The organism is Collimonas sp. GW821-FHT02H07 (genome assembly GCF_059421505.1).
This window is the reverse complement of the sequence record NZ_JBWKVC010000007.1, coordinates 191,578-215,903: the sequence shown is the minus strand read 5'-3', so window position 1 is coordinate 215,903 and position 24,326 is coordinate 191,578. Positions and strand designations below refer to the sequence as shown.

General features: G+C 60.8%; 26 protein-coding genes and 1 other RNA gene. 9 read left to right on the top strand and 18 right to left on the bottom strand.

The genetic code is table 11. From position 1 onward, the window contains the following. Positions 1-27: 27 nt before the first annotated feature. The 4 genes from AC07V8_RS13400 to AC07V8_RS13385 all read right to left on the bottom strand — a co-directional run bounded on the left by AC07V8_RS13400 (position 28) and on the right by AC07V8_RS13385 (position 3,906). The gene (locus AC07V8_RS13400) at positions 28-1,188 is read right to left on the bottom strand and encodes an enoyl-CoA hydratase/isomerase family protein (RefSeq protein ID WP_494678551.1); all 1,161 of its coding nucleotides are present in this window, start codon (positions 1,186-1,188) and stop codon (positions 28-30) included. After that, positions 1,188-1,988, bottom strand: a complete 801-nt coding sequence (locus AC07V8_RS13395) for an enoyl-CoA hydratase (RefSeq protein ID WP_494678552.1) — start codon at positions 1,986-1,988, stop codon at positions 1,188-1,190. The genes AC07V8_RS13400 and AC07V8_RS13395 overlap by 1 nt, the downstream gene beginning before the upstream one ends. Continuing rightward, positions 1,985-3,145: an acyl-CoA dehydrogenase family protein gene (locus tag AC07V8_RS13390; protein WP_494678553.1), complete on the bottom strand. Its 1,161-nt coding sequence runs from the start codon at positions 3,143-3,145 to the stop codon at positions 1,985-1,987. The genes AC07V8_RS13395 and AC07V8_RS13390 overlap by 4 nt, the downstream gene beginning before the upstream one ends. 206 nt (positions 3,146-3,351) lie before the next feature. Beyond that, positions 3,352-3,906, bottom strand: coding sequence for a fasciclin domain-containing protein (locus AC07V8_RS13385; RefSeq protein ID WP_494678554.1), 555 nt, complete (start codon positions 3,904-3,906; stop codon positions 3,352-3,354). Here AC07V8_RS13385 and AC07V8_RS13380 point away from each other — a divergent pair. Next, entirely contained in the window at positions 3,905-4,048 is a 144-nt protein-coding gene (locus AC07V8_RS13380) for a hypothetical protein (protein WP_494678555.1), read from the top strand. The two genes, AC07V8_RS13385 and AC07V8_RS13380, sit on opposite strands and share 2 nt — an antisense overlap. On the opposite strand, the gene rnpB is transcribed toward AC07V8_RS13380, so the two are convergent. Continuing rightward, positions 4,043-4,368: RNase P RNA component class A (rnpB, locus tag AC07V8_RS13375), an RNA gene on the bottom strand. The genes AC07V8_RS13380 and rnpB overlap by 6 nt on opposite strands. 253 nt (positions 4,369-4,621) lie before the next feature. On the opposite strand from rnpB, the gene AC07V8_RS13370 reads away from it, so the two are divergent. The 6 genes from AC07V8_RS13370 (at position 4,622) to AC07V8_RS13345 (ending at position 9,191) form a co-directional block, all read left to right on the top strand. Further along, on the top strand, positions 4,622-5,890 hold the full coding sequence (locus AC07V8_RS13370; RefSeq protein ID WP_494678556.1) for a D-amino acid dehydrogenase: 1,269 nt from the start codon (positions 4,622-4,624) through the stop codon (positions 5,888-5,890). A 32-nt stretch (positions 5,891-5,922) separates the two neighbouring features. Then, positions 5,923-6,852: an ornithine cyclodeaminase family protein gene (locus tag AC07V8_RS13365; protein ID WP_494678557.1), complete on the top strand. Its 930-nt coding sequence runs from the start codon at positions 5,923-5,925 to the stop codon at positions 6,850-6,852. A gap of 134 nt (positions 6,853-6,986) precedes the next feature. Then, positions 6,987-7,658: a MarC family protein gene (locus tag AC07V8_RS13360; protein WP_494678558.1), complete on the top strand. Its 672-nt coding sequence runs from the start codon at positions 6,987-6,989 to the stop codon at positions 7,656-7,658. 67 nt (positions 7,659-7,725) lie between these two features. Next, positions 7,726-7,875, top strand: a complete 150-nt coding sequence (locus AC07V8_RS13355) for an entericidin A/B family lipoprotein (RefSeq protein ID WP_211474418.1) — start codon at positions 7,726-7,728, stop codon at positions 7,873-7,875. 191 nt (positions 7,876-8,066) lie between these two features. After that, positions 8,067-8,783: a hypothetical protein gene (locus AC07V8_RS13350; RefSeq protein WP_494678559.1), complete on the top strand. Its 717-nt coding sequence runs from the start codon at positions 8,067-8,069 to the stop codon at positions 8,781-8,783. Positions 8,784-8,813: 30 nt separating this feature from the next. After that, positions 8,814-9,191: a VOC family protein gene (locus AC07V8_RS13345; protein ID WP_494678560.1), complete on the top strand. Its 378-nt coding sequence runs from the start codon at positions 8,814-8,816 to the stop codon at positions 9,189-9,191. 127 nt (positions 9,192-9,318) lie between these two features. On the opposite strand, the gene AC07V8_RS13340 is transcribed toward AC07V8_RS13345, so the two are convergent. The 7 genes from AC07V8_RS13340 to AC07V8_RS13310 form a co-directional block, all read right to left on the bottom strand. Next, positions 9,319-10,083 carry an enoyl-CoA hydratase gene (locus AC07V8_RS13340; protein WP_494678561.1) on the bottom strand — a complete coding sequence of 255 codons (765 nt, stop codon included), beginning with the start codon at positions 10,081-10,083 and terminating at the stop codon, positions 9,319-9,321. A 147-nt stretch (positions 10,084-10,230) separates the two neighbouring features. Next, a complete protein-coding gene (locus AC07V8_RS13335) occupies positions 10,231-11,427 on the bottom strand; it encodes an acetyl-CoA C-acyltransferase (protein ID WP_494678562.1) in 1,197 nt (398 codons plus the stop codon). An 80-nt stretch (positions 11,428-11,507) separates the two neighbouring features. Then, entirely contained in the window at positions 11,508-13,895 is a 2,388-nt protein-coding gene (locus tag AC07V8_RS13330; protein WP_494678563.1) for a 3-hydroxyacyl-CoA dehydrogenase/enoyl-CoA hydratase family protein, read from the bottom strand. A 132-nt stretch (positions 13,896-14,027) separates the two neighbouring features. Continuing rightward, complete coding sequence (locus AC07V8_RS13325; protein WP_211442865.1) at positions 14,028-15,818, bottom strand: acyl-CoA dehydrogenase C-terminal domain-containing protein; 1,791 nt, start codon at positions 15,816-15,818, stop codon at positions 14,028-14,030. Positions 15,819-15,844: 26 nt separating this feature from the next. Continuing rightward, the gene (locus AC07V8_RS13320; protein ID WP_494678690.1) at positions 15,845-16,531 is read right to left on the bottom strand and encodes a TetR/AcrR family transcriptional regulator; all 687 of its coding nucleotides are present in this window, start codon (positions 16,529-16,531) and stop codon (positions 15,845-15,847) included. Between the two features lie 356 nt (positions 16,532-16,887). Next, the gene (locus AC07V8_RS13315; RefSeq protein ID WP_494678564.1) at positions 16,888-17,274 is read right to left on the bottom strand and encodes an RNA-binding S4 domain-containing protein; all 387 of its coding nucleotides are present in this window, start codon (positions 17,272-17,274) and stop codon (positions 16,888-16,890) included. Positions 17,275-17,301: 27 nt separating this feature from the next. Then, positions 17,302-18,039, bottom strand: a complete 738-nt coding sequence (locus AC07V8_RS13310; RefSeq protein ID WP_494678565.1) for a Nif3-like dinuclear metal center hexameric protein — start codon at positions 18,037-18,039, stop codon at positions 17,302-17,304. 58 nt (positions 18,040-18,097) lie between these two features. Here AC07V8_RS13310 and AC07V8_RS13305 point away from each other — a divergent pair, with 58 nt between their 5' ends. Next, the gene (locus tag AC07V8_RS13305; protein WP_494678566.1) at positions 18,098-19,264 is read left to right on the top strand and encodes a Do family serine endopeptidase; all 1,167 of its coding nucleotides are present in this window, start codon (positions 18,098-18,100) and stop codon (positions 19,262-19,264) included. Between the two features lie 40 nt (positions 19,265-19,304). On the opposite strand, the gene AC07V8_RS13300 is transcribed toward AC07V8_RS13305, so the two are convergent. Next, a complete protein-coding gene (locus AC07V8_RS13300; RefSeq protein WP_494678567.1) occupies positions 19,305-20,759 on the bottom strand; it encodes a DHA2 family efflux MFS transporter permease subunit in 1,455 nt (484 codons plus the stop codon). Positions 20,760-20,932: 173 nt separating this feature from the next. Here AC07V8_RS13300 and AC07V8_RS13295 point away from each other — a divergent pair, with 173 nt between their 5' ends. Next, entirely contained in the window at positions 20,933-21,622 is a 690-nt protein-coding gene (locus AC07V8_RS13295; RefSeq protein WP_494678568.1) for a DUF2461 domain-containing protein, read from the top strand. A 139-nt stretch (positions 21,623-21,761) separates the two neighbouring features. Here AC07V8_RS13295 and tatC read toward each other — a convergent pair whose 3' ends face one another. From tatC to AC07V8_RS13270, 5 genes are all read right to left on the bottom strand, one after another. Continuing rightward, complete coding sequence (gene tatC, locus AC07V8_RS13290; RefSeq protein ID WP_494678569.1) at positions 21,762-22,529, bottom strand: twin-arginine translocase subunit TatC; 768 nt, start codon at positions 22,527-22,529, stop codon at positions 21,762-21,764. 78 nt (positions 22,530-22,607) lie between these two features. After that, on the bottom strand, positions 22,608-23,102 hold the full coding sequence (tatB, locus tag AC07V8_RS13285; RefSeq protein ID WP_494678570.1) for a Sec-independent protein translocase protein TatB: 495 nt from the start codon (positions 23,100-23,102) through the stop codon (positions 22,608-22,610). A gap of 64 nt (positions 23,103-23,166) precedes the next feature. Continuing rightward, on the bottom strand, positions 23,167-23,376 hold the full coding sequence (gene tatA, locus AC07V8_RS13280; protein WP_098497497.1) for a Sec-independent protein translocase subunit TatA: 210 nt from the start codon (positions 23,374-23,376) through the stop codon (positions 23,167-23,169). Between the two features lie 102 nt (positions 23,377-23,478). Continuing rightward, entirely contained in the window at positions 23,479-23,850 is a 372-nt protein-coding gene (locus AC07V8_RS13275; RefSeq protein WP_494678571.1) for a histidine triad nucleotide-binding protein, read from the bottom strand. 67 nt (positions 23,851-23,917) lie between these two features. Continuing rightward, the gene (locus AC07V8_RS13270; protein WP_494678572.1) at positions 23,918-24,295 is read right to left on the bottom strand and encodes a phosphoribosyl-ATP diphosphatase; all 378 of its coding nucleotides are present in this window, start codon (positions 24,293-24,295) and stop codon (positions 23,918-23,920) included. Between the last annotated feature and the right edge of the window lie 31 nt (positions 24,296-24,326).

Sequence of the window (24,326 nt, the reverse complement as noted above, 5' to 3'; positions counted from 1 at the left end):
TGTCCAAGGCCGGCCAGGCAGTCAACCTTAACCCAAATCCGCCAGCGGGTGATCGTTCGCTGGCCACGGATCGTCGAAAAAGCCGTTGCCCCATTCCGTGCTGACGTCCGCCAGGATAGCCGGCTGCCATTTCGGCTGGCGGTCCTTGTCGATGATCAGGGCCCGTATGCCTTCGGCAAAATCGGCACGGGCGGCGCAATGCAGCGACACCACGTATTCCAGCCGGAACACTTCGGCCAGCGACATGTGCAGCGCGCGCCGTTGCAGCGCATGCGACAGCCACGCCGAAGCCGGACTGCCGGCAACCAGGGTGGCGATGCCTTTTTGCAGCCAGGCGTCGTCGGTTTGCAAGCCGACGATGTTTTGCACGACTTCATCCAACGTAGGCGCGCTGCACAGCTGATGTATCAATTCGAAATGCTGGCGCAACGGCGCCGGCGCGGCGGCGAATGCCGGCTGCGCCCGCTGTTCCGCTGCCAGCAATACCCGCGTCAGCAGCACATCATCCTGCTTGCCGTCCCACGGCTGGCTCAACAAGCTTGCCAGCAGCGCCTGCTTCTGACCGTGTTCGATCTGATAGTCCGCCAGGCGGGCGAAGACAGCGTCGGCCGCGCCGAAGGAAGCGCCGGTCAAAGCCAGGAACAGGCCGAGCTGGCCCGGCATGCGGTTCAGGAACCAGGTGCCGCCGACATCCGGGTACAGGCCGATGGTGATCTCCGGCATGGCCAGCCGCGACTTCTCGGTCACCACGCGGTGGCTGGCGCCAGCCATCAGGCCGACGCCGCCGCCCATCACGATGCCGTGCGCCCAGGCCAGCATCGGCTTGGGATAGGTATGGATCAGGTAGTCGAGGCGATATTCGCGCTCGAAGAAATCGCAAGCGTAAGTGTTGCTCTTGATGTCCGCGCTCTGGCCGGACGCATGCTGGTCCAGCATGGTGCGATACAAATCCTGCAGGTCGCCGCCGGCGCAGAACGCTTTTTCGCCGGCCGCCTGCAGCAGCACCATGGCGATCTGCGGATCGCCGGCCCAGGCGCGCAATTGCGCATCGAGCAGATCGACCATTTCCAGCGAGATCGCATTCAGGGTCTTTTCAACATTCAGGGTGGCGACGCCGATGCGCTTGCCGTTGGCAGCGACCAGTTCTTCAAACAACGCCGGCGCGGCAACCTTCACTACATCTTCCATTATTCATTACTCCAGACTGGCGGACGTTTTTGCAGGAAGGCGTTGACGCCTTCCTTTTGATCCTTGGTGTCGAACAGATCGAGGAACAGCTCGCGCTCCACCGGCAGCAATGTGGCCAGCGGATTGGCGCGCGCGCCCTGGATCAATTTCTTGCAAGCGCTGACGCTCGACGGACTTTGACGGGCAACCTGCTCTGCCAGCGCCAGTGCGCGCTGCCGGGCTTCGCCTTTTTTCACCAGTTCTTCGACCAGGCCGATGCGCAATGCGGTGTCGGCATTGACGCGCTCGCCGCACAAGATCATGCGCTTGGCCCAGCCTTCGCCCACCAGCCATGGCAGGTTCTGGGTGCCGCCGGCGCAGGGCAGCAAGCCGACCGCGGCTTCCGGCAAGGCCATCTGCGCCTGCTCCTCGGCGATGCGCAGGTCGCAGGCCAGCGCGCATTCCAGGCCGCCGCCCATGGCGTAACCGTTGATGGCGGCAATCGAGACGCCGCGGAACGCCGACAAGGCTTCGAATGCTGCGCCGAAGCGGCGCGCCATTTCGCGCGCCACGACCTTGTCGCCATCGGCAAACAGTTTCAGGTCGGCGCCGGCGCTAAAGAATTTCTCGCCTTCGCCGGTGAGCACCAGGCTGTAGATATTGTTGTCGGCATTGAGCGCCTGCACCAGCCGCGTCAGGTCGCGCAGGGCGTCGCCGGTCCAGGTGTTGGCCGGCGGGTTGGCCATGGTCACAACGGCTGTGTGGCCGATGATTTCCAGGCGCAGGTTGGCGTAGTGATCTTCAGTGTAGGAGCTGCTCATCGGATGTCCTCGTTGGATGCATTGCCCAGCAACTGACGGGCGATAATCACGCGCATGATTTCGTTGGTGCCTTCCAGGATCTGGTGCACGCGGACGTCGCGGAAATGGCGTTCCAGCGGATACTCGCGGATGTAACCATAGCCGCCATGGATCTGCAGCGCTTCATTGCAGATCTGGAAGCCGATGTCGGTGGCGAAGCGTTTCGCCATCGCGCAATAGGTGGTGGCGTTGGGATCCTTGGCGTCCAGCTTGCAGGCAGCCAGGCGCACCATCTGGCGCGCTGCGACCAGCTCGGTCTGCATGTCGGCCAGCTTGAATTGCAGCGCCTGGAAATCCGACAGCGGCCGGTTGAACTGGCGGCGTTCGCTCATGTAGGCATGCGCTGCATCGAGCGCGGCCTGGGCCGTGCCGACCGAGCATGTCGCGATGTTGATGCGGCCGCCATCCAGGCCGCGCATCGCCAGCCGGAAACCTTCGCCTTCCTGTCCCAGCAGGTGGTCGGCGGGAATCCGCACATTGTCGAAACTGATAGTGCGGGTCGGCTGGCTGTTCCAACCCATTTTTTCTTCCTTGCGGCCGTAGCTGATGCCTGGCGCATCGGCCGGCACCACGAAGGCTGAAACGCCATGGGCGCCGCCGGCGCCGGTACGTGCCATCAGCACCAGCACATCGGTAGAACCCGCGCCGGAGATAAACGCCTTGGAACCGTTGATGACGTAATGGCCGTCGGTCAGCACCGCGCTGGTCTTGAGGGACGCGGCATCGGAGCCCGAGCCCGGCTCAGTCAGGCAGTAGGAACCGAGTTTCTGGCCAAGCGCCAGCTTGCCGCACCAGGCGTCTTTCACGGCCGGCGTCGCCCAGTTGGCGATCATCCAGCTCACCATGTTGTGGATCGTCAGGTAGGCCGTGGTGGAAGTGCAGCCGCGCGCCAGTTCCTCGAACACGATGGTGGCGTCGAGCCGCGACAAGCCCAGGCCGCCGACCTCTTCCGGCGTGTACAAGCCGCAAAAGCCAAGCTCGCCGGCCTTGGCGATGACGTCGACCGGAAAGATCGCCTCGGCGTCCCATTTGGCCGCGTGCGGCGCCAGTTCTCCTGCGGCGAACTCACGCGCGGTCTGCTGGAATGCGCGTTGATCTTCTGATAATTCAAAGTCCATGGTGGTCTGTCTCCAAAACGAATAAGGGGCGGTGATTGCTGCTGACGGCAATTTATATCCCAGCAGAATAACAATAATTGACGTTAACGTAAACGTCACCCCTTACCCTTGGGACGAAAAAAAGGGCGACGGGGAGGATGCCGTCGCCTAACTCGCTGCCACTGAAACGCTTAAATAAACGCTTGAACCCGGCCTATCCGCCTTGCTTATTTAGGCAGCAACACGGTATCGATCACGTTGATCACGCCGTTCGACTGATTCACGTCATAGGTGCTGATATTGGCAGCATGGCCGCCATCGTCCACGACATAGATGTTACGCGGGCCGTTCTGCATGAAGGTCAGCTTGCCGCCGCTGGCGGTGGCCAGTTCAGCCTTGCCGCCGCCCTTCTTGATTTCGCTTTCCAGCTTGGCGTAACCGTAGCGGCCAGGCACCACGTGGTAAGTCAGGATCTTGGTCAGGGTGGCCTTGTTTTCAGGCTTGACCAGGGTTTCCACCGTACCGGCCGGGAGCTTGGCGAAAGCGGCGTTGGTGGGTGCGAAGACGGTGAACGGGCCCTTGCCCTTGAGCGTATCGACCAGGCCGGCGGCTTTTACCGCCGCCACCAGGGTGGTGTGGTCAGCCGAATTGACGGCGTTATCGACGATGTCCTTGCTGGGGTACATGCTTTGCCCGCCCACCATCACGGTGTCTTCTGCATGAGCCGCGCTGGCGGCGATCAAAGCGGCGGACAAAGTCAAAGCATAAGTAAGTTTGCGCATGATGATTCCTTCGAATGAGATTCAGATTTCGGAGCCTGCACAGTCATATACGCAACTGGCCCGAAACTGGATTCGCCGGATTCAAAAAATCATGCACGAAGATGATGGCGATGCCGATGTTGCATCTGCCGAAAGAAAATGAAGTAAGCCGATAGGCCGGATTCTGTTACGACACTCAGGCTTGCGCCCTCGCGTTATGACAGCCATTCCTCTAGGCGCTGGATTGCTCCAGCGCTCCAGCTCTCTACCCGCACGCTCCGCGAGCAACATCAACGCGTGCCTATTTGAGATTGCTCCGAGTGGAGGTTACCGCGTTTCACCGTAACTTAATACGCTCGTCTCTGTGGCCCTATTCCTCGCCTCGCGGCGGACGGCCGTTAACCGTCACCCTGCTCTATGGAGTCCGGACCTTCCTCCCGCCGGCGCCTTGCAGCGCCAGCCAGCGGCTGTCTGGCTTACTTCAGGCGGCATTCTACCGCAATGCGCAGCCGGGCCCGCCGATACCGTGCTGATATTTCGCTATTATTTGATTAGAGGCAGCGATTTGCGGCGCCCGGCGCAGTCCGGCGATGCCAAATTGGCATGAGACAGACGCCCTGCGCCTACGTATAGTATCCAGGAATTATTGCAGTGCAAAACCGCAAACGCTGGACCGATCGACAGCGCGGCGGCTTGCAGCGGCGCCTTTCAAACCTTGCGCAACAGGATAGAACACATGCATATCTGCGTACTCGGCGCCGGCATCATCGGCGTGACCTCCGCCTACCGCCTGCTGGAAGCCGGCCACCAGGTGACCCTGGTCGATGCGGCAGCGCAGCCCGGCAGCCAGACCAGCCTCGGCAACGGCGCGCAGCTGAGCTACTCGTACGTGGCGCCGCTGGCCGATCCCTCGGTCTGGACGCACTGGCCGGAATATCTGTTCAGTGCCGATTCGCCGCTGACCCTGCGGCCGAAAATGGATACCGCGCAGTGGCGCTGGCTGCTCAAATTCCTCGGCGCCTGCAACAGCAAGCGCGTGCGCCAGACCACCATCGACCTGCTGCATCTGTCTTCCTTCAGCCGCGATCAATTGCGGCAGCTGACCACGACCGTTCCGCTCGATTTCCAGCACCGCACCGCCGGCAAGCTGGTGCTGTACAGCGACGCCAAAGGGCTGGAAGGCGCGCGCAGGCAAATCGCATTCCAGGCGCAGCATGGTTGCGAACAAGAGATCATCGACGCCGCGCGCTGCCTGCAGATCGAACCGGCGCTGGCCGGCGCCAAACGCGACTGGGCCGGCGGCGTCTACACCGCCAGCGAAGAAGCCGGCGATTGCGCCAGGTTCTGCCAGCAGCTGGTGGCGGCAATGTCGCAGCAGCCCGGCTTCCGTTTCGCTCATTCACAGCGCATCGGCAAGCTGGAAATGCGCGCCGGTACACTGACCGCGGTGCATGCCGGCGCTGAAAAAATCGAAGCTGAAGCCTTCGTGCTGGCGCTCGGCGCCGACAGCGCCGGCTTCGCACGCCAGGCCGGCTTCTCGCTGCCGCTGTATCCGCTCAAGGGCTACAGCATCACCGTGCCCTTGCACGACGCCAGCCATCAGGCCGCGGCGCCGCAAGTGTCGATCACCGACCTTTCCAGGAAAATCGTCTACGCGCGGCTCGGCGACCGTCTGCGCGTTGCCGGGCGGGTGGAACTGGTCGGCATGGATCGCAGCATACCGGCCGCCGCCATCGACGAACTCAAGCGCGGCGTCGGCGAACTGTTTCCCGGCTGCGCCGATCTGTCGGACAGCGCCAGCCTGTCGCCATGGACCGGATTCCGGCCGGCGACGCCAAGCGGCGTGCCAATCGTCGGCGCCTCGCCACTGAAGAACCTGTACCTGAACGTCGGCCACGGCAGCCTCGGCTGGACCCTGGCGCACGGCAGCGCGAGCCTGCTGGCGCAGTTGATTGCCGGCAAGGCTACTGCCATCGACGCCAGTCCCTTTGCATATATCACCTGAACAGCGATCCCAACCATAGGCCGAGGACAAACATGAAACTCATCACCAACCAGCAAGTCGCCGAACTGATCAACACCGGCGATGCGATAGACGCCATGCGCCAGGCTTTCAAGGGCATAGGCCAGGGCGCGCAGCAAGCGCGCATGCGCACCAGCGCCGCCGGCAGCAACGGCCCTATCATGATGTCCAGCATGGGCGCCCTGCTGCCCGCCGCCGGCATCGCCGGCTACAAGGTCTACACCACCATCAATGGCAAGTTCCATTTCGTCACCGTGCTGTTCTCCACCGAAGACGGCCGGCCGCTGGCGACGATCGAATCCGACACCATGACCGGCCTGCGCACCGCTGCCGCCACCGCCGTCGCCGCCGACCATCTGGCCAGCCAGGATGCCGCCACGCTGGCGGTGATCGGCACCGGCGTCCAGGGCCACTCGCACGTACCGGCCTTGCTGGCGGTGCGCAAGTTCAAGGAAATCCTGATCGCCGGCCGCAGCGGCCAGCAACAGTTTGCCGAGCAGATCACGCAACAGACCGGCGTGCCGGCGCGCGCCGTCAGCATCGACGAAGCGGCGCAAGCGGGCGACGTGGTGGTGACCGTCACGCGTTCCGCCGAGCCGCTGTTTGCCGGCGACTTGCTGAAGTCCGGCGCTTTCGTCGCCGCCGTCGGCGCCAGCAAAGGCAACCTGCGCGAACTCGACGACCGCGCGATCGCCCGCGCCAACGCGCTGGTAGTGGAATGGAAGCCGCAAGCACAGCAGGAAGCCGGCGACCTGCTGCTATGCCAGCCAGGCACGTTCGCCTGGGAGAATGTGTGGGAACTGGGACAGATTGTCGACGGCAGCAGCGGCTACCAACGCCGGCCCGACGATCTGGTGATCTACAAGGCGATCGGCGTCGGCGTCGAAGACATCGCGCTGTCCGGCCTGGTCTACCGGCGCGCATGCGAGCGCTTCGGCTGGTAACAGCACTTATCATTGCGCGCCTGGCGGCATCACTTGCCGCCGCCAGGCCGGCGGTCTAGAATCGGGCTCTCACCGCCGGCGGCGCTGCAAATCGCCGCCGGCAGTCAATGCACGATTACCGACGACTAGCACACATGGAATTCCACTTACTCAGCTTCATGAAGACGGTGCTCTTTGTGCTGGCGGCGCTGTTGCCGATCATGAACCCGCCCGGCGGCGCCCCGATTTTCCATTCGCTGACCATCACCGCCTCCGACACCACCCGCAATTCGCTGGCGCGACGGGTCGCCATCAACTCCTTCCTGCTGCTGATAGGCGGCATGTTCATCGGCACCCACGTGCTGGCCTTCTTCGGCTTGTCGCTGCCGGTGGTGAAGGTCGCGGGCGGCCTGCTGGTGGTGGCCACGTCCTGGAAAATGCTGAACTCTGACGAAATGCCGAAAGGCGAAGCGGTGCCGGAATCGCTCTGGACCGAGGAGCTGGCGTCAAAGAAAGCGTTCTATCCGCTGGCTTTTCCGCTGACCGTGGGACCGGGATCGATATCAGTGGCGATCACCCTGGGCGCCGGCGTACGCGTGCCCAACGTACCGCTGCCGCTGTCGCTGGTGGCCGCCGTGGTCGGCCTGGCGCTGGCGGCGCTGGCGGTCTATCTGAGCAACCGCTTTGCCGGCGTCCTGATCCGACTGCTGGGCGACACCGGCACCACCGTCATGCAGCGCATGACCTCGTTCATCCTGCTCTGCATCGGCGTGCAGATCCTGTGGGATGGCGTCAGCGGTCTCTTGATGTTATGGCAAGCGCATTGATTTAAGCGTGGACAAAGCAGGGGCTGATGATAAGATTATTGCCTCACCAACCCACACGGAGAACACAATGCTCAAGAAAATCATGGTCATTGCAGCAATGTTTGGCATGTTTGGCGCGATATCCGCTTGCAACACGGTAGCAGGCATGGGTAAGGATGTGCAGACCGGCGGTGAAAAGGTGCAGGACGCTGCGCAGGATGTGCAGAAGAAAATGTAATTCCGGGAGGATAAGCTTGGGGCGGGCAGTGTTATCGGCCGCTCCTTGCCGGTCCCCATTTCAGTAATATCTGGTTATTAAACGTCGTTTCGTAAGCCCGGCTCGGACAAAAAACTTCATCCCGCATTTGGCTACGCCAATCAGCGTCAGACATACACATCCAATTTTAGAGTCGTTCCAATCACCCAGAAATGACGATCATCGAACTGCCTTTTCGAGCGACAACTGAGCAGGCTTGCCACTGGCTTGCACAGCAAACCGGCGAGCCATGGACATTGGCGCGCATGATAGAAAGCGGCTTGACGCCCTACGTTTGGCTGGACTATGACGCCGACTATCCGGCGCTCTTCGGCGACGCCAACGGCGGTTATGCAGCGCCGATCTTTTTCGAAGGCGACACCAGACGGCTCGCGGCCGGCAGCGAAGATGTGCTCATCACGATCACCAAAGACGTCTACAAGATCGTGGCGCAACTCAAGCCGCCAGGATTTCGCAGGGCTTTGCATGAGCTGCGTTTTCTGAAAAAGGATCTGGAGCGCATGCCAGGCAAGCTAAAGCGCGAGGCCGAAGCCAAGTCCCAACCAGTCAAGATTGAAGCGGCGATGGAATCGCAGACTGGCGTCAACAAAGATCAAGTGTTGATGGCATTTTCCAATCTGGTGAAAATTGATTTAGCGCAGGCCCTTAGCGATGGCGGCGGCATATTCGGCGATGAAGGTGCGAGGGTTAAAGGCAGCGCCAAAAAGGCAAAGAACAAGGCCGTGTGGAATCCGGTCACTTTGGCGCTGGGATTAAACGATGTGTATCGGGTCCCAATACCGCATCTGAAAAGAGCATTTAATGCGCATGATTTTCTGTGCGCATGGACTACGGAATGGAATCATTCTCTGGCGCTGCTGGGGAAATAAGGCGCCGATCCACACACTTCAGGAGAACTCATGTTTGACCACGTTAAATTCGGCGTCAGCAACTATGCAGCGAGCAAAGCGTTCTTCCTCAAGGCACTTGAACCGCTCGGCGTAGCTGTTGCCTCTGAGGGGCCGCCGGCGTACGGTGTCGAGCTTATTGGCCCGACGAGTAAGGCTTCATTGTGCCTGTACCAGACCGAAGAGAAACCGGCGCATCTTCACTTGGCGTTCATGGCCGAGAATCGCCAGCAAGTCGAAGCTTTCTATCGCGCGGCCCTGGAGGCGGGTGGCAAAGACAATGGTGCGCCGGGTCTGCGCCCGCACTACAACGCGAACTACTATGCAGCCTTTGTCATTGGTCCGGACGGGCACAATATCGAAGTGGTGTGCCACGAATCCGAGGCCTAACTCTTACTTCACGCAACACAAGCAACTTCGGGTACAAAATATGCCTGTAAAAATGCGCGTATTCCGTGCATCCATAAAAAAACCCGACTTGTCGTCAGGCTCCTTATGCGTGCAATGAAAACGCTACTCAGCAAAACTTGCTGAAATCAGGCTTACGCCGCTCAAAGAACGCAGTAAATGCCTCAGCCGCCTCAGGCGCTTTCAGCATGGCGCCGAAATGCTCAATCTCCTGCGCCATCCGCGCTTCCACTTCAGCAGTCTGCGCACCCTTCATCAAGCGCTTGGTAATGCGGATAGACGCTGCCGGCAAAGCCACCAGCTTGGCTGCCTGCGCCTGGGCAAACGCCAGCAGTTCTTCCGCTGGCAAGACCTTGTTGACCAAGCCCATGGCGGCGGCTTCTTCCGCCGTGAAGGCTTCGCCCAGCAGCAGTTTTTCGGCTGCGCGCTGATAGCCGGCGATCTGCGGCAGGATCAGGCTGGAGGCGGCTTCCGGGCACAAACCCAGCTGCGTGAACGGCATCGAGAAACGGGCATTATCGGCTGCGTACACCAGGTCGCAATGCATCAGCAGGGTGGTGCCGATGCCGACTGCGGCGCCGGCGACTGCCGCCACCATCGGCTTGCTGGCATGGCTGATCTGCCACAGGAACTGGAACACCGGGCTGTCGGTGCCGGTAGGCCGGTTCTTCATGAAATCTTCGAGGTCGTTGCCGGCGCTGAAGATCTGCGGCTTGCCGAGGAACAGGATGGCGCGCACCGCGTTGTCCGTTTCCGCGTCTTTCAGGGCGTCGACCATGGTCTGGTACATGGCGGCGGTGATGGCGTTCTTCTTTTCGAGACGGTTGAATTCAATCGTCAGAATGCCGTTTTCCTTGCTGGTCAAAATATCCATCTGGTGCTCCGGTTCAGCGCGCGCGATTCGCGGCGACATGATTAAGTGAGAGAAGACAAAAAAGCCGTGCGGGGGATGGCTGCACGGCTTTTTCGTTTTTTACGATTGCTTATGACAATCTGCTAATTCAAACGCTGATTCAAACGATTACATACGTTCGAAAATACCTGCAGCGCCCATGCCGGCGCCAACGCACATGGTGACCATGCCGTACTTCTGGTTGCGGCGGCGGATGCCGTGGATCGCAGTGGCGGCACGGATGGCGCCGGTTGCGCCCAGCGGGTGGCCGAGTGCAATGGCGCCGCCCAGCGGGTTGACCTTGGCTGGATCCAGGCCGAGGTCCTGGATCACTGCCAGCGCTTGCGCTGCGAATGCTTCGTTCAATTCGATCCAGTCCAGCTGGTCCTGGGTCAGGCCGGCGGCGCGCAGCGCTGCCGGGATCGCTTCCTTAGGACCGATGCCCATGATTTCCGGCGGGACGCCGCGTACTGCAAACGAGACGAAGCGCGCCAGCGGGGTCAGGTTGAATTCCTTGAGGATTTTTTCGCTGACCAGGATCAGGGCGCCGGCGCCGTCCGACATTTGCGAGCTGTTGCCTGCAGTGACAGTGCCTTTGGCTGCGAATACCGCCTTCAGCTTGCCCAGCGTTTCCATGCTCGACTCGGCGCGTGCGCCTTCGTCGCGGTCGACGGTGCGGTTCTTGAGGTCGATCTGGCCGGTGGCCAGATTCGGGAAGCGCTCGATGATGTCGAAGGAAGTGGTTTCATCCTTGAACTCGCCGGCTTGCTGGCCAGCGATGGCGCGGCGGTGCGATTCGACCGAGAAGGCGTCTTGCGCTTCGCGCGAGACTTTCCACTGCTGGGCGACTTTCTCCGCAGTCAGGCCCATGCCGTAGGCCATGCCGACGTTTTCATCCTTGAAGGCGTTCATGTTGACTGAAGGATGGAAGCCCATCATCGGCACCATCGACATCGATTCAGCGCCGCCGGCGATCATGACATCGGCCTCGCCGACGCGGATGCGGTCAGCCGCCATGGCGATGGCGGTGATGCCGGATGCGCAGTAGCGGTTGACGGTGACGCCGCCGATGGTGTTCGGCAGGCCGGCCAGCAGCACGGCGTTACGCGCCATGTTCAAGCCTTGTGCGCCTTCCGGGAAAGAACAGCCGATGATGGCGTCCTGCACCAGCTTAGGATCCAGGCCAGGCACTTGCGCCATGGCGGATTGCATCACGCGCACCAGCAGGTCGTCCGGACGGGTGTTCTTGAACATGCCGCGCGGCGCCTTGCCGATTGGCGTACGGGTAGCGGAAACGATATACGCTTCTTGAAGTTGTTTGCTCATTGTGATCTCCTGATCAGTTGGGGACAGAGTCATTCGCCACGCTTCGGTGGCTCTTAAACTCTGTCCCGCAAATAGTTAACTTAGTTGCGCACTGGTTTACCGGTCTGCATCATGCCCATGATCCGCTCTTGCGTCTTGGGGTTGTTCAGCAGTTCGACGAACGCTTTGCGCTCCAGGTCCAGCAACCATTGTTCATTCACGATGCTGCCTTCGTTGACTTCGCCGCCGCAGACGATGTTGGCAATCATGTGGCCCAGTTTGTAGTCATGTGCCGAGATGAAGCCGCCGTCGCGCATGTTGACCAGCTGCGCCAGGATGGTGGCGATGCCGTCGCGGCCTACGACCGGGATCTGCGCCTTCAGCGGTGGACGGTAGCCGGCGTCGAACATGGCGCGTGCTTCAACCTTGGCCACATGCAGCAGCTCGTACGCGTTGAATACGATCACATCGGTGGCTTTCAGATAGCCCATGCTTTGCGCTTGCAAGGCCGACTTCGACACATTGGCTGTCGCTGCATTCATGAAGGAAGTCTTCAGGAATTGCAGGATGTCGTTGCCCTTGGCGTCGTTGGCTGCGCGTACTGCCGCTTCCTTCAGGCCGCCGCCGGCAGGGATCAGACCAACGCCGACTTCAACCAGGCCGATATACGATTCGATCGATGCGACACGCTTGGCTGTGTGCAGCGCCAGTTCGCAGCCGCCGCCCAGCGCCAGGCCGGCCACCGCGGCCACTACCGGGACGCTGGCGTACTTGAGGCCCATGAAGGCTTGCTGCAATTCGGCGACCATCGGTTCGATCGCCTTGGCGCCACCCGACATGAACAATGGCAGCATCGATTGCAGGTCGGCGCCGGCAGAGAATGCGCCGCCTTCAGCTGCATCCGCGTGCCACAGCACCAGGCCCTTGTAATTCTTTTCTGCTTCGGCCACTGCCTTGTTCAGGCCGGCGATGACGCCAGGTCCGATCACGTGCATCTTGGTCTTGAACGACAGGACCAGTACGTCATCGTTTTGATGCCATGCGCGTACCGAGTCGTCTTCGAAGACGGTAGTGCCGGCGGTCTTGCCGTCGGCTACGCCTTCGCCCAGCAACGGTGCGCGGAATACCTGGCGCTCGTAGACTGGCAGAGTGGAACGGGCAACGTTGGCTTTCTTCGCTGGCGAATAAGAACCGTCGGCAGCGTGCACGCCGGTGCGGCCGTCGAATACCCAGGCTGGCAGCGGTGCATTGCACAGCGCCTTGCCGGCGTCGATGTCTTCCTTGACCCAGCCGGCGATCTGCTTCCAGTCAGCCGCTTGCCAGATTTCGAATGGACCTACGCTCCAGCCGAAGCCCCAGCGCATGGCGAAATCGATGTCGCGCGCGTTGTCGGCGATCGATTCCATATGGACGGCGATGTAGTGGAAGCCGTCACGGAAGATGGCCCACAGGAACTGCGCTTGCGGATTGGTCGATTCGCGCAGGGTTTTCATGCGCTTGACCGGATCCTTGTCTTTCAGGATGCGCGCCACCAGTTCGTCGGCCTTGCCGCCGCCGGTCACATACTCGCCCTTGGCGGCGTCGATGCGCAGGATGTCCTTGCCGACCTTCTTGTAGAAGCCCGCGCCGGTCTTTTGACCCAGCGCGCCCTGCTCGACCAGCTTGGCCAGCAGCGGCGGCGTCGCGTATACGCCGTAGAAAGGATCGTCCTTCAGAGTGTCCTGCATGGTCTTGATGACATGACCCATGGTGTCCAGGCCGACCACGTCGGCGGTACGGAAAGTACCGGACTTGGCGCGGCCCAGCTTGGCGCCGGTCAGGTCATCGACAACATCCACCGACAGGCCGAATTTTTCAGCCTGGTGCACGGTCGAGAGGATGCCGAACACGCCCACGCGGTTGGCGATGAAGTTAGGGGTATCTTTTGCGCGCACAACGCCCTTGCCCAGCGTGGACGCCAGGAAGCCTTCCAGCTGATCGAGGATCTCTGGCTTGGTGGTGGCGGTCGGGATCAGTTCCACCAAGTGCATGTAGCGCGGCGGGTTGAAGAAGTGGACGCCGCAGAAGCGTGCTTTCAGTTCAGCGTCGAAACCTTCCGACAAGGCGGTGATCGACAGGCCAGAAGTGTTGGAAGCGAAAATCGCGTTCGGTGCAATGTGCGGCGCGACCTTCTTGTACAGGTCGTGCTTCCAGTCCATGCGCTCGGCGATGGCTTCGATGATCAGGTCGCAGCCGGCCAGCACATCCAGGTTGTCTTCGTAATTGGCGACTTCGATCAGCGATGCGTCATCCTTGTTGCCCAAAGGCGCAGGGCTGAGCTTCTTCAGGTTTTCGATGGCGCGCAGGACGATGCCGTTTTTCGGGCCTTCCTTGGCTGGCAGATCGAACAGCACCACCGGCACCTTGGCGTTCAGGCAGTGGGCCGCGATTTGCGCGCCCATCACGCCGGCGCCGAGGACGGCGACTTTTTTAACGATGAAATTCGACACTTGTTTCTCCTGAGTAATTGAGTAATCCATTCGTAGGGTGGGCACACCGTGCCCACGCGTGAATTCACTTCATGTACATCCCTATTGCGCTCTGGTTATTACGGCCACGCGTGGGCACAAGTGCCCACCCTACTAGAACAAATCCGCGTCCAGCGCCATCAGGCTGCCCGAACCGGAACGTGCCTGACGAATCAACATTGCGGTTTCCGGCAGCAGGCGGGCGAAATAGAAACGTGCGGTCGCCAGCTTGGAAACGTAGAACTTGTCGCCAGAATCTTGCTTGGCCAAAGCGATCTTTGCCATTTGCGCAAAGAAGTAGGCGTACACCAAGTGGCCAACTACGCGCAGGTAAGGTACTGCTGCTGCGCCGGCTTCGTCCGGATTCTGGAAAGCCTTCATGCCGATTTCCATGGTCAGCTTGCTGACCTTGTCGCCCAGGTCGGCCAGCGGCGTGATGAATTCCGACAGCGCTTCGTCGGCGCCGTTCTCTTCGATGAAAGCCTGCACCTTGGCGCCGAATTTCTTCAGCTTGGCGCCGTTGTCCATCAACACCTTGCGGCCCAGCAGATCAAGCGACTGGATGGTGTTGGTGCCTTCATAGATCATGTTGATGCGGGCATCGCGCACATACTGCTCCATGCCCCACTCGGCGATGAAGCCGTGGCCGCCGTACACCTGCATGCATTCCGATGTCGCAGTCCAGGCGTTGTCGGTGATGAAGGCCTTGATCACCGGGGTCAACAGGGCGACTTCATCGGCGCAGTCCTTGCGTACTTGCTCGTCCGGGTGGTTCAGTTCCTTGTCCAGCTGCAGGGCGACGTAAGAACAGAAAGCGCGCGCGCCTTCAGCATACGCTTTTGCCGTCAACAGCATGCGGCGCACGTCTGGATGGACGATGATCGGATCGGCTGGCCGGTCCGGCGCCTTGATGCCCGACAGGCTGCGCATCTGGATGCGGTCTTTCGCATACACCAGCGCGTTCTGGTAAGCCACTTCAGTCAATCCCAGGCCTTGCATGCCGACGCCGAGGCGGGCTGCGTTCATGAACACGAACATCGCGTTCAAGCCCTTGTGCGGGCTGCCGATGAGCCAGCCGGTGGCGCCGTCCAGATTCATCTGGCAGGTCGAGTTGCCGTGGATGCCCATCTTTTCTTCAATCGCGCCGCAAGTAATAGGATTGCGCGCACCCAGCGAGCCGTCCGCGTTAGGCAGGAACTTCGGCACCAGGAACAGCGAGATGCCCTTGGAACCTTCCGGTGCGCCCGGCAGGCGCGCCAGCACCAGGTGGATGATGTTTTGCGACATGTCGTGCTCGCCGGCCGAGATGAAAATCTTGCTGCCGGTGATGCTGTAGGAACCGTCGGCCTGCGGCTCGGCTTTCGAGCGCAGCATGCCAAGGTCGGTGCCGCAATGCGATTCGGTCAGGCACATGGTGCCGGTCCATTCGCCGGACACCAGCTTCGGCAGGTACAGGGCCTGCTGCTCTGGCGTGCCGTGTGCGTGCAGACACTCGTAGGCGCCGTGCGACAGGCCCGGGTACATGGTCCAGGCCTGGTTGGCCGAATTCATCATTTCGTAGAACGAATTGTTGATCACCAGCGGCAGGCCCTGGCCGCCGAATTCAGGATCGCACGACAGCGATGGCCAGCCGGCTTCCACGTACTGCTTGTAGGCTTCCTTGAAACCCTTAGGCGCGGTGACGGTGTGCGTGGCCTTGTCGTGGTGGCAGCCTTCGCGGTCGCCGGAATGGTTCAGCGGGAACAGTACTTGGGAGGTGAATTTACCGCCCTCTTCCAGCACTTGATTGATGATGTCGGCATCGATCTCGGCATGCTTCGGCAATTGTTTCAGTTCATCTTCTACATGCAGCAGCTCGTGCATGACGAATTGCATATCCCGCAGTGGCGCGACGTATTGACCCATGGTGCTCTCCTGATGATTGTTTGTATTTACTGGATTGATCTGGCTGCCGGTTTGGCAGCGATTTTTTGATTCGTTTTTTGCTTGGGATCCTGCAGCACCGGCTTGCTGCCGGCGGCCGACGGCTGTGTGTTGCGGTAGCTGTCGATCAGGCGGTCAAAGCCTTTTTGCGCGCGCTCCACGCTACCGGCCTTCTTGAGGAAGCGGGCGTCATGGTGCAAGCCCAGGATCAGGCCGTACATTTCATACACCAGCTGGTCGGCATCGGTATCGGCCCGCAGATGACCGGCCTCGACCGCCTGCAAGGCGCAGCGGTGCAAAGCCAGTTGCCAGGTGCGCACCATGGTCACCAGCTGTTCGCGAATTTCACCAGGCCGATCGTCATACTCGACCGCGCCGCTGATATAGATGCAGCCAGAGGCGATTTCAATCGTCACCTGGCGGATCCAGCGCGCAAACATGCATTCCAGGCGCGGCAGGCCACGTGCTTCCTTGATGCTGGGATAGAACACTTCTTGTTCGAACTGGCGGTGGTACAGCTTCACCACTTCGATCTGCAGGTCTTCGCGCGAGCCGAAATGGGCGAACACGCCGGACTTGCTCATGTTCATTTTTTCAGCCAGCAAACCGATGGTCAGGCCTTCGAGACCGTCGCGGCTGGCCAGCGTGATGGCGACATCCAGGATCGCTGCGCGCGTCATTTCGCCTTTACGCATGAATTTTGGCGGCGTGTCGGTATGTGCCACGATAGTCCTGTCTCTGCCTGGTTGGCTCTGGTTAGCTTTGGTTAGGAGCGGCGCCTGCTCGCTTTGGCATGATGGTGTTACTCATGCCGGCAAGAATGCGAACGCTCGTACTATTATGCACCAGAATCGAAATGTCAAACAGCGACTTAGAGGGGCGGTTCTACCGAGAGCTCCTTCGAATTTGATCGGGAGTTCATTTGCGCTGCTTGAGTCCGACGCCTGGCGTGTGCCGCAAGGCCGCCAGCGCCGGGGAAACGCTCCGGGCAGTTCCACGCTACCGGGAAAACTGCACGAAAGCGATGTCAGATCGCCATTGGAAAATCGCCTCAGGATTGTGCTTTATCCAACAAGCGGCGGTCGCGCTTGGTGGGGCGGCCTTTGATCGCCATGGTGGGTTCCTTGAAGAATTTCCGGTCCTCGGCCAGCACGCTGCGCCTGGCCACGCTTTGCGCGGTTTCCCGGTACAGCGTTTGCGCGATCGCGGCCGAGCCGCGGACGTCGGCCAGCAGCAATACCTCGACCTCCCAGACGCTGGCGCCGTTGTCGATCGCCAGGGTATCGCCTGCCTTGAGGTTGCGCGCCGGCTTGACGCGCTCATCGTTCAACTTCACCTTGCCGTTATCGACCGCATCGCTGGCCAGGGTGCGCGTCTTGAAAAACCGCGCCGCCCACAGCCATTTGTCGATCCTGACGCTGTCCACTGTTTTGCTCATGCCTTGTTGCCTATGCCGTGATCGCGCTCAAACCGGGTTGTCGATATCGATGAACTGGTGCTGCAGGCCGAAGCGTTCCGCCAGGTGCCGTCCCAGCGCCTGGACGCCGTAGCGCTCGGTGGCGTGGTGCCCGGCCGCCAGGTAGGCCACGCCGCTTTCGCGCGCCAGGTGCACGGTCGGCTCGGATATCTCGCCGCTGATGTAGACGCTGGCGCCGGCCGCGATGGCGTCGCCCAGCATGCCTTGGGCGCCGCCGGTGCACCAGGCGACGCGTGCCAGCGGCTGCGCCGGATCGCCGATCAGCAGCGGCGCCCGGCTCAGGCGGCGTTCGATGATGGCGGCAAGGTCGCCCACGGTTTTCACCTCGGGAGCGGCGGCATGGCCCAGCCAGCCCAGCTGATCGTCGCCGAAGCGGCCATCCGGCACCAGCCCCAGCTGCTGCGCCAGCTGCACGTTGTTGCCGAATTGCGGATGGGAATCCAGCGGCAGGTGATAAGCGAACAGGTTGATATCGTGTGTTAACAACAACTTCAGCCGTTTGTGCTTGCTGCCGATGACGCGCGCATCCTCGCCGCGCCAGAAATAGCCATGGTGCACCAGGATCGCATCGGCGCCTGCCTCCACTGCCGCTTCCAGCAAAGCCTGGCTGGCGGTGACGCCGCTCACCAGATGCCTAATTTCCGCGCGTCCTTCCACCTGCAAGCCATTTGGGCAATAATCACGGAACTGTATAATGTTTAATGCTTCGGCAAGATACTTCGCCATTTCGGTGTGGCTTAACGATTTCTGACTCACGATTTTGACCCTCTTCTAAGACTCCACTATGCGACGTTTCTGGCTGTTATTTGCACAAACCGTGACCGTCGGTTTAGCGATCCTGTTCATTGTAACGACCTTGAAGCCGGATTGGCTAACCGGGTCGCTGACCAGCTCGCGCCTGCATATCGCCGCCTCCAAGGTGCCGCTGCAGGAAGCTGCGCCGGGCACGCTGGCGCCGAGCTCGTACCGCCAGGCTTCGCAGCGGGCGATGCCGTCGGTGGTGAATATCTTCACCAGCAAGGAAGCCAAGGCAGCCAGTCCGGAAGTGCTGGAAGACCCGCTGCTGCGCAAATTCTTCGGCGACCGCGGCGACGATTCGGAGGACAAGCAATCCAGCCTGGGTTCCGGCGTCATCGTCAGTGCGCAAGGCTATATCCTGACCAATAACCACGTGGTCGAATCGGCCGATGAAATCGAAGTGGCGCTGGCCGATGGCCGCACTACTACCGCCAAGGTAGTCGGCACCGATCCGGAAACCGACTTGGCGGTGATCAAGATCGAGCTGCCGAACCTGCCGGCAATCACGCTGGGCCGGGCGGACGAAGCCAGTGTCGGCGACGTCGTGCTGGCGATCGGCAATCCGTTCGGCGTCGGCCAGACCGTCACCATGGGGATTATCTCGGCGCTGGGCCGCAGCCATCTCGGCATCAACCAGTTTGAAAACTTCATCCAGACCGATGCCGCCATCAATCCCGGCAATTCGGGCGGCGCCCTGATCGACACCAACGGTAACCTGCTGGGCATCAACACCGCCATCTATTCGCGCACCGGCGGCTCGCTCGGGATCGGTTTTGCCGTGCCCATGACGACCGCCAAGACCGTGATGGAATCGATCATCAACACCGGCCACATGGTGCGCGGCTATATCGGCGTCGAACCGCAGGACATCACACCGGAACTGGCGGAAAGCTTCGGCCTGACGCGCAAGACCGGCGCCATCATCGCCGGCGTCATCAAGAGCGGTCCGGCCGACAAGGCCGGCCTGAAGCCGGGCGACATCCTGGTGGCGATCGAAGGCAAGCCGATCACCGACAGCACCGACATGACCAACCTGATCGCCCAGCTGCAGCCGGGCAGCAAGGCGAAACTGACGGTGCTGCGCAAGACCCAGGAAAGCACGGTGGAAGCCATCATCGGCAAGCGGCCGCCGATGAAGCGCGAAGCCGAGTAGTCGAATCGCGCTGGCCCGGGCCAAGCGCCCAGGCCAGCTTTCATTCCATGGTCTCAAGCTCGTCCTGAGCGACTTGCTCCGCCACCGGCTGCGGCGCTCTCCGCAGCAATACAGCGCCCAGCATCGCCGCCGCTCCGGCAAATATCGCCCCGCCCAGAAAGGCCAGCTGATAGCCGCCGTTGAGCGCCGCCTGCGCTGCCACGCCGGCCTTCAGCAAGCCGTCGCTGCGCGCGTCCGCCAAACTGGCCAGCAGCGCCAGGCCAAGCGCTCCACCCATCATGAAAGATGTATTGACGACGCCGGAAGCCAGCCCGGATTCGCTGGTCGCCACTTCGCTCATTGCCGCCAGCAGCATCGGATTAAACGCTATCCCAGCGCCCAGTCCAAGCAGCAGCATGCCCGGCAGCACATCCAGCAGGAAACTGCCATCCACCGGCGCCCGCGCGAAGAGGGCCAGGCCGACAGCCGCCACCAGCAAGCCGGTGGCCAACGGCAGGCGGATGCCGAAATGCATGACCAGCTTGGCGGACAGGCCGAGCGAAAAAACCGCCATGATCAGGTTGGCCGGCAAGAACGCCAGGCCGACCTGCAGCGGCTGGTAACCGCGCACCCGCTGCAGGTACAGTGCGGAAATAAAAAACCAGGCGAACATCGCTGCCGCCCACATCACGCCGACGATATTGGCGACCACCACGCTGCGCAGGCGGAACAGCGCCAGCGGCACCAGCGGCGCCTTGACTCGCGCTTCGATGGCGAGGAACAGGATCAGCAGCGCGACCGCCGCCAGCAGCATGACGATAGTCTGGGTCGAATCCCAGCCGGCCTGGTTGCCGTTGACGATCGCATACACGGCGAGCATCAGCGCAACGGTGATGCTCGCCGCGCCGGCCACATCCAGCTTGTGATGGCTGGCGGCGCCGCTGCCGTGCGGCAGCAGGCCGGCGCACAGCGCATAGACGGCGATCCCTATCGGCAGGTTGACCAGGAAAATCCAGTGCCAGCTGAGGGCGCTGGTCAACAGTCCGCCCAGCAGCACGCCGATGCTGCCGCCGCCGGCGCAGACGAAACCGTACACACCCATGGCCTTGGCGCGCTCGCCCGGCTCGGTGAACAGGTTCATGATCAGCGACAGCGACACCGCCGACACCACGGCCCCGCCCAGCCCCTGCACCGCCCGTGCGCACACCAGCAGCACTTGCGAATTAGCCAGCCCGCAGGCCAGCGAGGCTAGCGTGAACAAGGTGATCCCGAGCAGGAACATGCGCCTGTGGCCGTACAGGTCGCCGAGCCGTCCGCCCAGCAACAGGAAGCCGCCGAAGGTCAGCATGTAGGCGTTCACTACCCACACCAGCGAGGTCTCGGAAAATTTGAGATCGGCGGCGATCGAGGGTAAGGCGACGTTGACGATCGTGGTGTCGAGCACGATCATCAGCACGCCAAGACAGAGCACTATCAGGGCTGACCAGCGCTTGCGGTCGTCAATACCATGCGTCATGAGAGAGTCTCCTGTGAAGCGCGCCAGGCTGGCGGTACGCGATTTTTTGAAAATACTAGCACGGCCATCGAATATCGGATCTGGTGCGATAATTACCGATTCGCCATGTCCGTAGCCGCGACCACGCCACCTAATAGGCTTTCATAAAAACAATCGCATAAAGGAAAACTGCAATGCATGTCCGCGACCTGACCCAATACCTTGCCGAACTTTCTGAAAACAACAACCGGGCCTGGTTCGTCATGAACAAGCCGCGCTACGATATCCTGCGCGCGGAATTCCTGGAACTGGTGACGCGCCTGATCGGCGAGGTCAGCAAATTCGACCCCTCGATTGCCGGCTGCAATCCGAAGAAAGCGCTGTTCCGCATCAATCGGGACATGCGTTTTTCGCACGACAAGAGCCCGTACAAGACCTACTTCTCGGCGTCCATCATCGCCAGCGGCTTGAAAAAACCGAGCCAGGGCGGCGGTCCGTCCTACTATTTTCACATAGATGCCAGCGGCACGCTGCTGGTGGCCGGCGGCGAATACATGCCGCCGGCCGACCGCTTGCGGGCGATCCGCAACCAGGTGGTGGCGGATGCCGGCGGCTTTGGCAAGCTGTTGAAGAACAAGAAACTGGTGGCGACTTACGGCACCCTGCAATCCGAGGGCAAACTGATACGCCCACCGAAGGGATTCGACGCCGATGCGCCGCACATTGAATACATCAAGCTGAAGAATTTCATCGTCTGGAAGGAAACGCCGATCAAGAAGATGCTGTCGGACGCGCTGGAGAAGGAACTGCTGAACGGCTTCAAGGATGCCTATCCGCTGGTCAGTTGGCTGCGACAGATCAAGACGCCGGTTGCCGCTGAATGATATTTTCTTAAATCATGGCAAATATTGTTGACCCATTGCGCTCGTAGGGTGGGCACGTGTGCCCACGCGTGACCTATGCGCATCGAAAGTCCCATGTGAATCTGCCGTCACGCGTGGGCACACGTGCCCACCCTACGGCTTAGATCGTTTCTTCGGCGTCGGCCGGCGCCTGGGTCGCCTTGACGAACAGCGGCGCCACCAGCAAACCAATCTCGTACAGCAGGCACAGCGGCACCGCCAGCAGCATCTGGCTCATGATGTCCGGCGGCGTCACGATGGCGGCCACCACGAAAGCGCCGACGATCACGTAGGGACGGATCGACTTCAGCTTCTCCAGCGACACCAGGCCCATGCGCACCAGCACGATCACCACGATCGGCACTTCAAAAGTCATGCCGAAGGCGATGAACATGGTCATCACGAAATCGAAGTAGTTGTCGATGTCCGGCGTCACCGAAATCGAGGTCGGGGCCACCTTGTTGATGAAGTGGAAAATCACCCCGAACACCAGGTAATAACAGAAGGCCACGCCGGTGACGAACAAGATCGAAGACGATACCACCAGCGGCGCGATCAGCTTCTTTTCGTGGGCGTACAAACCCGGCGCGATGAAGGCCCACAGCTGGTACAGCACCCACGGCAGGGCAATGACGAAGGCGACCAGCAAGGTCACCTTGACCGGGATCAGGAATGGCGTGATGACGCCGGTGGCGATCATCTTGCTGCCGTGCGGCAGCGCGTTCAGCATAGGCGCGGCCAGGAAGTCGTAGATGTTCGCCGACCACGGCATCAGGCACAGGAAGATCACGATGATCGCGATCGATGCCTTCATGATGCGATTGCGCAATTCCACCAGGTGCGAAATGAACGTCTCTTCGACGCCGCTGGATTTTTGTTCTTCAGTCATGGGGGCAGATAATGTGCGAACAAGCTATTGTGCGGATATCAGGCGTCGACCGTAAGTACATTGGGCAGACGCATGAGATCATGAAAAAAACGAAGCGGAAGACTTGCCCTGGCTGGCCGGGCGGTATTTCGCCACGCGGGCGGCGCCGGACAGCACGCGCGATTTCTGGCCGCTTTGCTGCTTGTACCAGGCTGGAACAGCGCTGCTGCGCGCCAGCTTTTTCTTGCGAAAACTCTTGGCCTTGATCGCCAGCTGTTCAACCTTGTAGGTTTCCGGCGTCATGCTGGCGCTATCGTCCCAGGCGGCATGGACGTATTTGTTGGCGTCGGACATGCTGCTGGCAATGCTCTGCTCGATATCGCTGGCGGCTTCCTGCACGTCCTGCTGCATCTTGCGCAGCTCTTCCAGCTCGATTTCGCGGCTGACTTCCGATTTCACTTCGTTGATATAGCGCTGCGCGCGGCCGAACAGCGAGCCGGCCATGCGCGCGACGGTCGGCAGCTTTTCAGGGCCGACCACGACCAGAGCGACAACGCCGATCAGAGCAAGTTTAGTGAGGCCAATATCGATCATGGGGAGGAGCGGCAAGCATCAGGCCGGGCCGGCAGCATGGATTTGCGCCGGCGGCGGCCATGACTCAGTTGCCGGACTTGTCCTTTTCTTTGGCTGCCACATCAATCGTTTGTTTGTCAGCGGCGGCTTTTTCTTCCTCGCCCTTGACGCCATCCTTGAAGCCCTTGACGGCCTTGCCGAGGTCGGAGCCCATGTTGCCGATTTTTTTGGTGCCAAATACCAACATCACGATAACCAGCACGATCAACCAGTGCCAAATACTGAACGAACCCATTTTTTTCTCCTTGCCGGACATCCTGTGCCCGGACCTGCTAAGTCAACACACCGTTATATTACTTACAATCCCGACAGCATTTTTCACCGGCGCAAAACCGGTTTAGCGCTGTCCGCGCCACGGCTTAGGTCCGCCGATGACGTGCATATGCAAATGGTACACCTCTTGGCCGCCATCCGGTCCGGTGTTGAACAGGGTCTTGAAACCGCCGCTGGCATGGCCCTGCTCATCGAGCTGATAGCCACAACCCAGCTCTTTTGCAAGGCGCGGCGCCAGGAGCGCCATTTTACCCAGCAAAGCGGCGTGCTGCTCACCACAATCCGCAAGCGTCGCGATATGTTGTTTCGGCACAATAAGGAAATGGATGGGCGCCGCCGGATTGATGTCGTTGAAGACGACCAGGTCGTCGTCTTCATAGATCAGCTTGGACGGAATCTGCTTGGCCGCGATTTTGCAAAAAATACAATTTTCCAAATTATCTCCAGATATCAAACAGCCGAAAGGAATCAGGATGCTATAACAAAGTAGCCTTGCGCGGGCCTCAATTCTTGCCTGTATCGGAAGCCTGCGGTTCGTGCTCGCTCAGCTTGCGGCTGGCTTTTTCTTCGATCCCGGACAAACCCTCGCGCCGCGCCAGTTCCTGCAGCACGTCCTGCGGCGTCAGGTTGAATTGCGCCAGCAGGATCATCGAATGGAACCACAGGTCGGCGCATTCATACAGGACATGTGAAACGTCGCTGTCGACGCGCGCATCCTTGGCGGCCATCACGGTTTCGGTGGCTTCCTCGCCGATCTTCTTCAGGATCGCATCGTCGCCCTTGGCGAACAGGCGCGCCACATAGGAAGTCGCTGGATCGCCGCCGTTGGCCGGCTTGCGCGACTCGATGACGGCCGCCAGGCGCTGTAAGGTGTCACTCATGATTGCAATCGCCGTCCATTGTGCTCAATGC

What these genes read in the sequence shown, in the direction of transcription:
- AC07V8_RS13400 (WP_494678551.1), bottom strand. Translation starts at nt 1,188, where the DNA reads ATGGAAGATGTAGTGAAGGTTGCCGCGCCGGCGTTGTTTGAAGAACTG.
- AC07V8_RS13395 (WP_494678552.1), bottom strand. Translation starts at nt 1,988, where the DNA reads ATGAGCAGCTCCTACACTGAAGATCACTACGCCAACCTGCGCCTGGAA.
- AC07V8_RS13390 (WP_494678553.1), bottom strand. Translation starts at nt 3,145, where the DNA reads ATGGACTTTGAATTATCAGAAGATCAACGCGCATTCCAGCAGACCGCG.
- AC07V8_RS13380 (WP_494678555.1), top strand. Translation starts at nt 3,905, where the DNA reads ATGATGATTCCTTCGAATGAGATTCAGATTTCGGAGCCTGCACAGTCA.
- AC07V8_RS13385 (WP_494678554.1), bottom strand. Translation starts at nt 3,906, where the DNA reads ATGCGCAAACTTACTTATGCTTTGACTTTGTCCGCCGCTTTGATCGCC.
- AC07V8_RS13370 (WP_494678556.1), top strand. Translation starts at nt 4,622, where the DNA reads ATGCATATCTGCGTACTCGGCGCCGGCATCATCGGCGTGACCTCCGCC.
- AC07V8_RS13365 (WP_494678557.1), top strand. Translation starts at nt 5,923, where the DNA reads ATGAAACTCATCACCAACCAGCAAGTCGCCGAACTGATCAACACCGGC.
- AC07V8_RS13360 (WP_494678558.1), top strand. Translation starts at nt 6,987, where the DNA reads ATGGAATTCCACTTACTCAGCTTCATGAAGACGGTGCTCTTTGTGCTG.
- AC07V8_RS13355 (WP_211474418.1), top strand. Translation starts at nt 7,726, where the DNA reads ATGCTCAAGAAAATCATGGTCATTGCAGCAATGTTTGGCATGTTTGGC.
- AC07V8_RS13350 (WP_494678559.1), top strand. Translation starts at nt 8,067, where the DNA reads ATGACGATCATCGAACTGCCTTTTCGAGCGACAACTGAGCAGGCTTGC.
- AC07V8_RS13345 (WP_494678560.1), top strand. Translation starts at nt 8,814, where the DNA reads ATGTTTGACCACGTTAAATTCGGCGTCAGCAACTATGCAGCGAGCAAA.
- AC07V8_RS13340 (WP_494678561.1), bottom strand. Translation starts at nt 10,083, where the DNA reads ATGGATATTTTGACCAGCAAGGAAAACGGCATTCTGACGATTGAATTC.
- AC07V8_RS13335 (WP_494678562.1), bottom strand. Translation starts at nt 11,427, where the DNA reads ATGAGCAAACAACTTCAAGAAGCGTATATCGTTTCCGCTACCCGTACG.
- AC07V8_RS13325 (WP_211442865.1), bottom strand. Translation starts at nt 15,818, where the DNA reads ATGGGTCAATACGTCGCGCCACTGCGGGATATGCAATTCGTCATGCAC.
- AC07V8_RS13320 (WP_494678690.1), bottom strand. Translation starts at nt 16,531, where the DNA reads ATGCGTAAAGGCGAAATGACGCGCGCAGCGATCCTGGATGTCGCCATC.
- AC07V8_RS13315 (WP_494678564.1), bottom strand. Translation starts at nt 17,274, where the DNA reads ATGAGCAAAACAGTGGACAGCGTCAGGATCGACAAATGGCTGTGGGCG.
- AC07V8_RS13310 (WP_494678565.1), bottom strand. Translation starts at nt 18,039, where the DNA reads ATGGCGAAGTATCTTGCCGAAGCATTAAACATTATACAGTTCCGTGAT.
- AC07V8_RS13305 (WP_494678566.1), top strand. Translation starts at nt 18,098, where the DNA reads ATGCGACGTTTCTGGCTGTTATTTGCACAAACCGTGACCGTCGGTTTA.
- AC07V8_RS13300 (WP_494678567.1), bottom strand. Translation starts at nt 20,759, where the DNA reads ATGACGCATGGTATTGACGACCGCAAGCGCTGGTCAGCCCTGATAGTG.
- AC07V8_RS13295 (WP_494678568.1), top strand. Translation starts at nt 20,933, where the DNA reads ATGCATGTCCGCGACCTGACCCAATACCTTGCCGAACTTTCTGAAAAC.
- tatC (WP_494678569.1), bottom strand. Translation starts at nt 22,529, where the DNA reads ATGACTGAAGAACAAAAATCCAGCGGCGTCGAAGAGACGTTCATTTCG.
- tatB (WP_494678570.1), bottom strand. Translation starts at nt 23,102, where the DNA reads ATGATCGATATTGGCCTCACTAAACTTGCTCTGATCGGCGTTGTCGCT.
- tatA (WP_098497497.1), bottom strand. Translation starts at nt 23,376, where the DNA reads ATGGGTTCGTTCAGTATTTGGCACTGGTTGATCGTGCTGGTTATCGTG.
- AC07V8_RS13270 (WP_494678572.1), bottom strand. Translation starts at nt 24,295, where the DNA reads ATGAGTGACACCTTACAGCGCCTGGCGGCCGTCATCGAGTCGCGCAAG.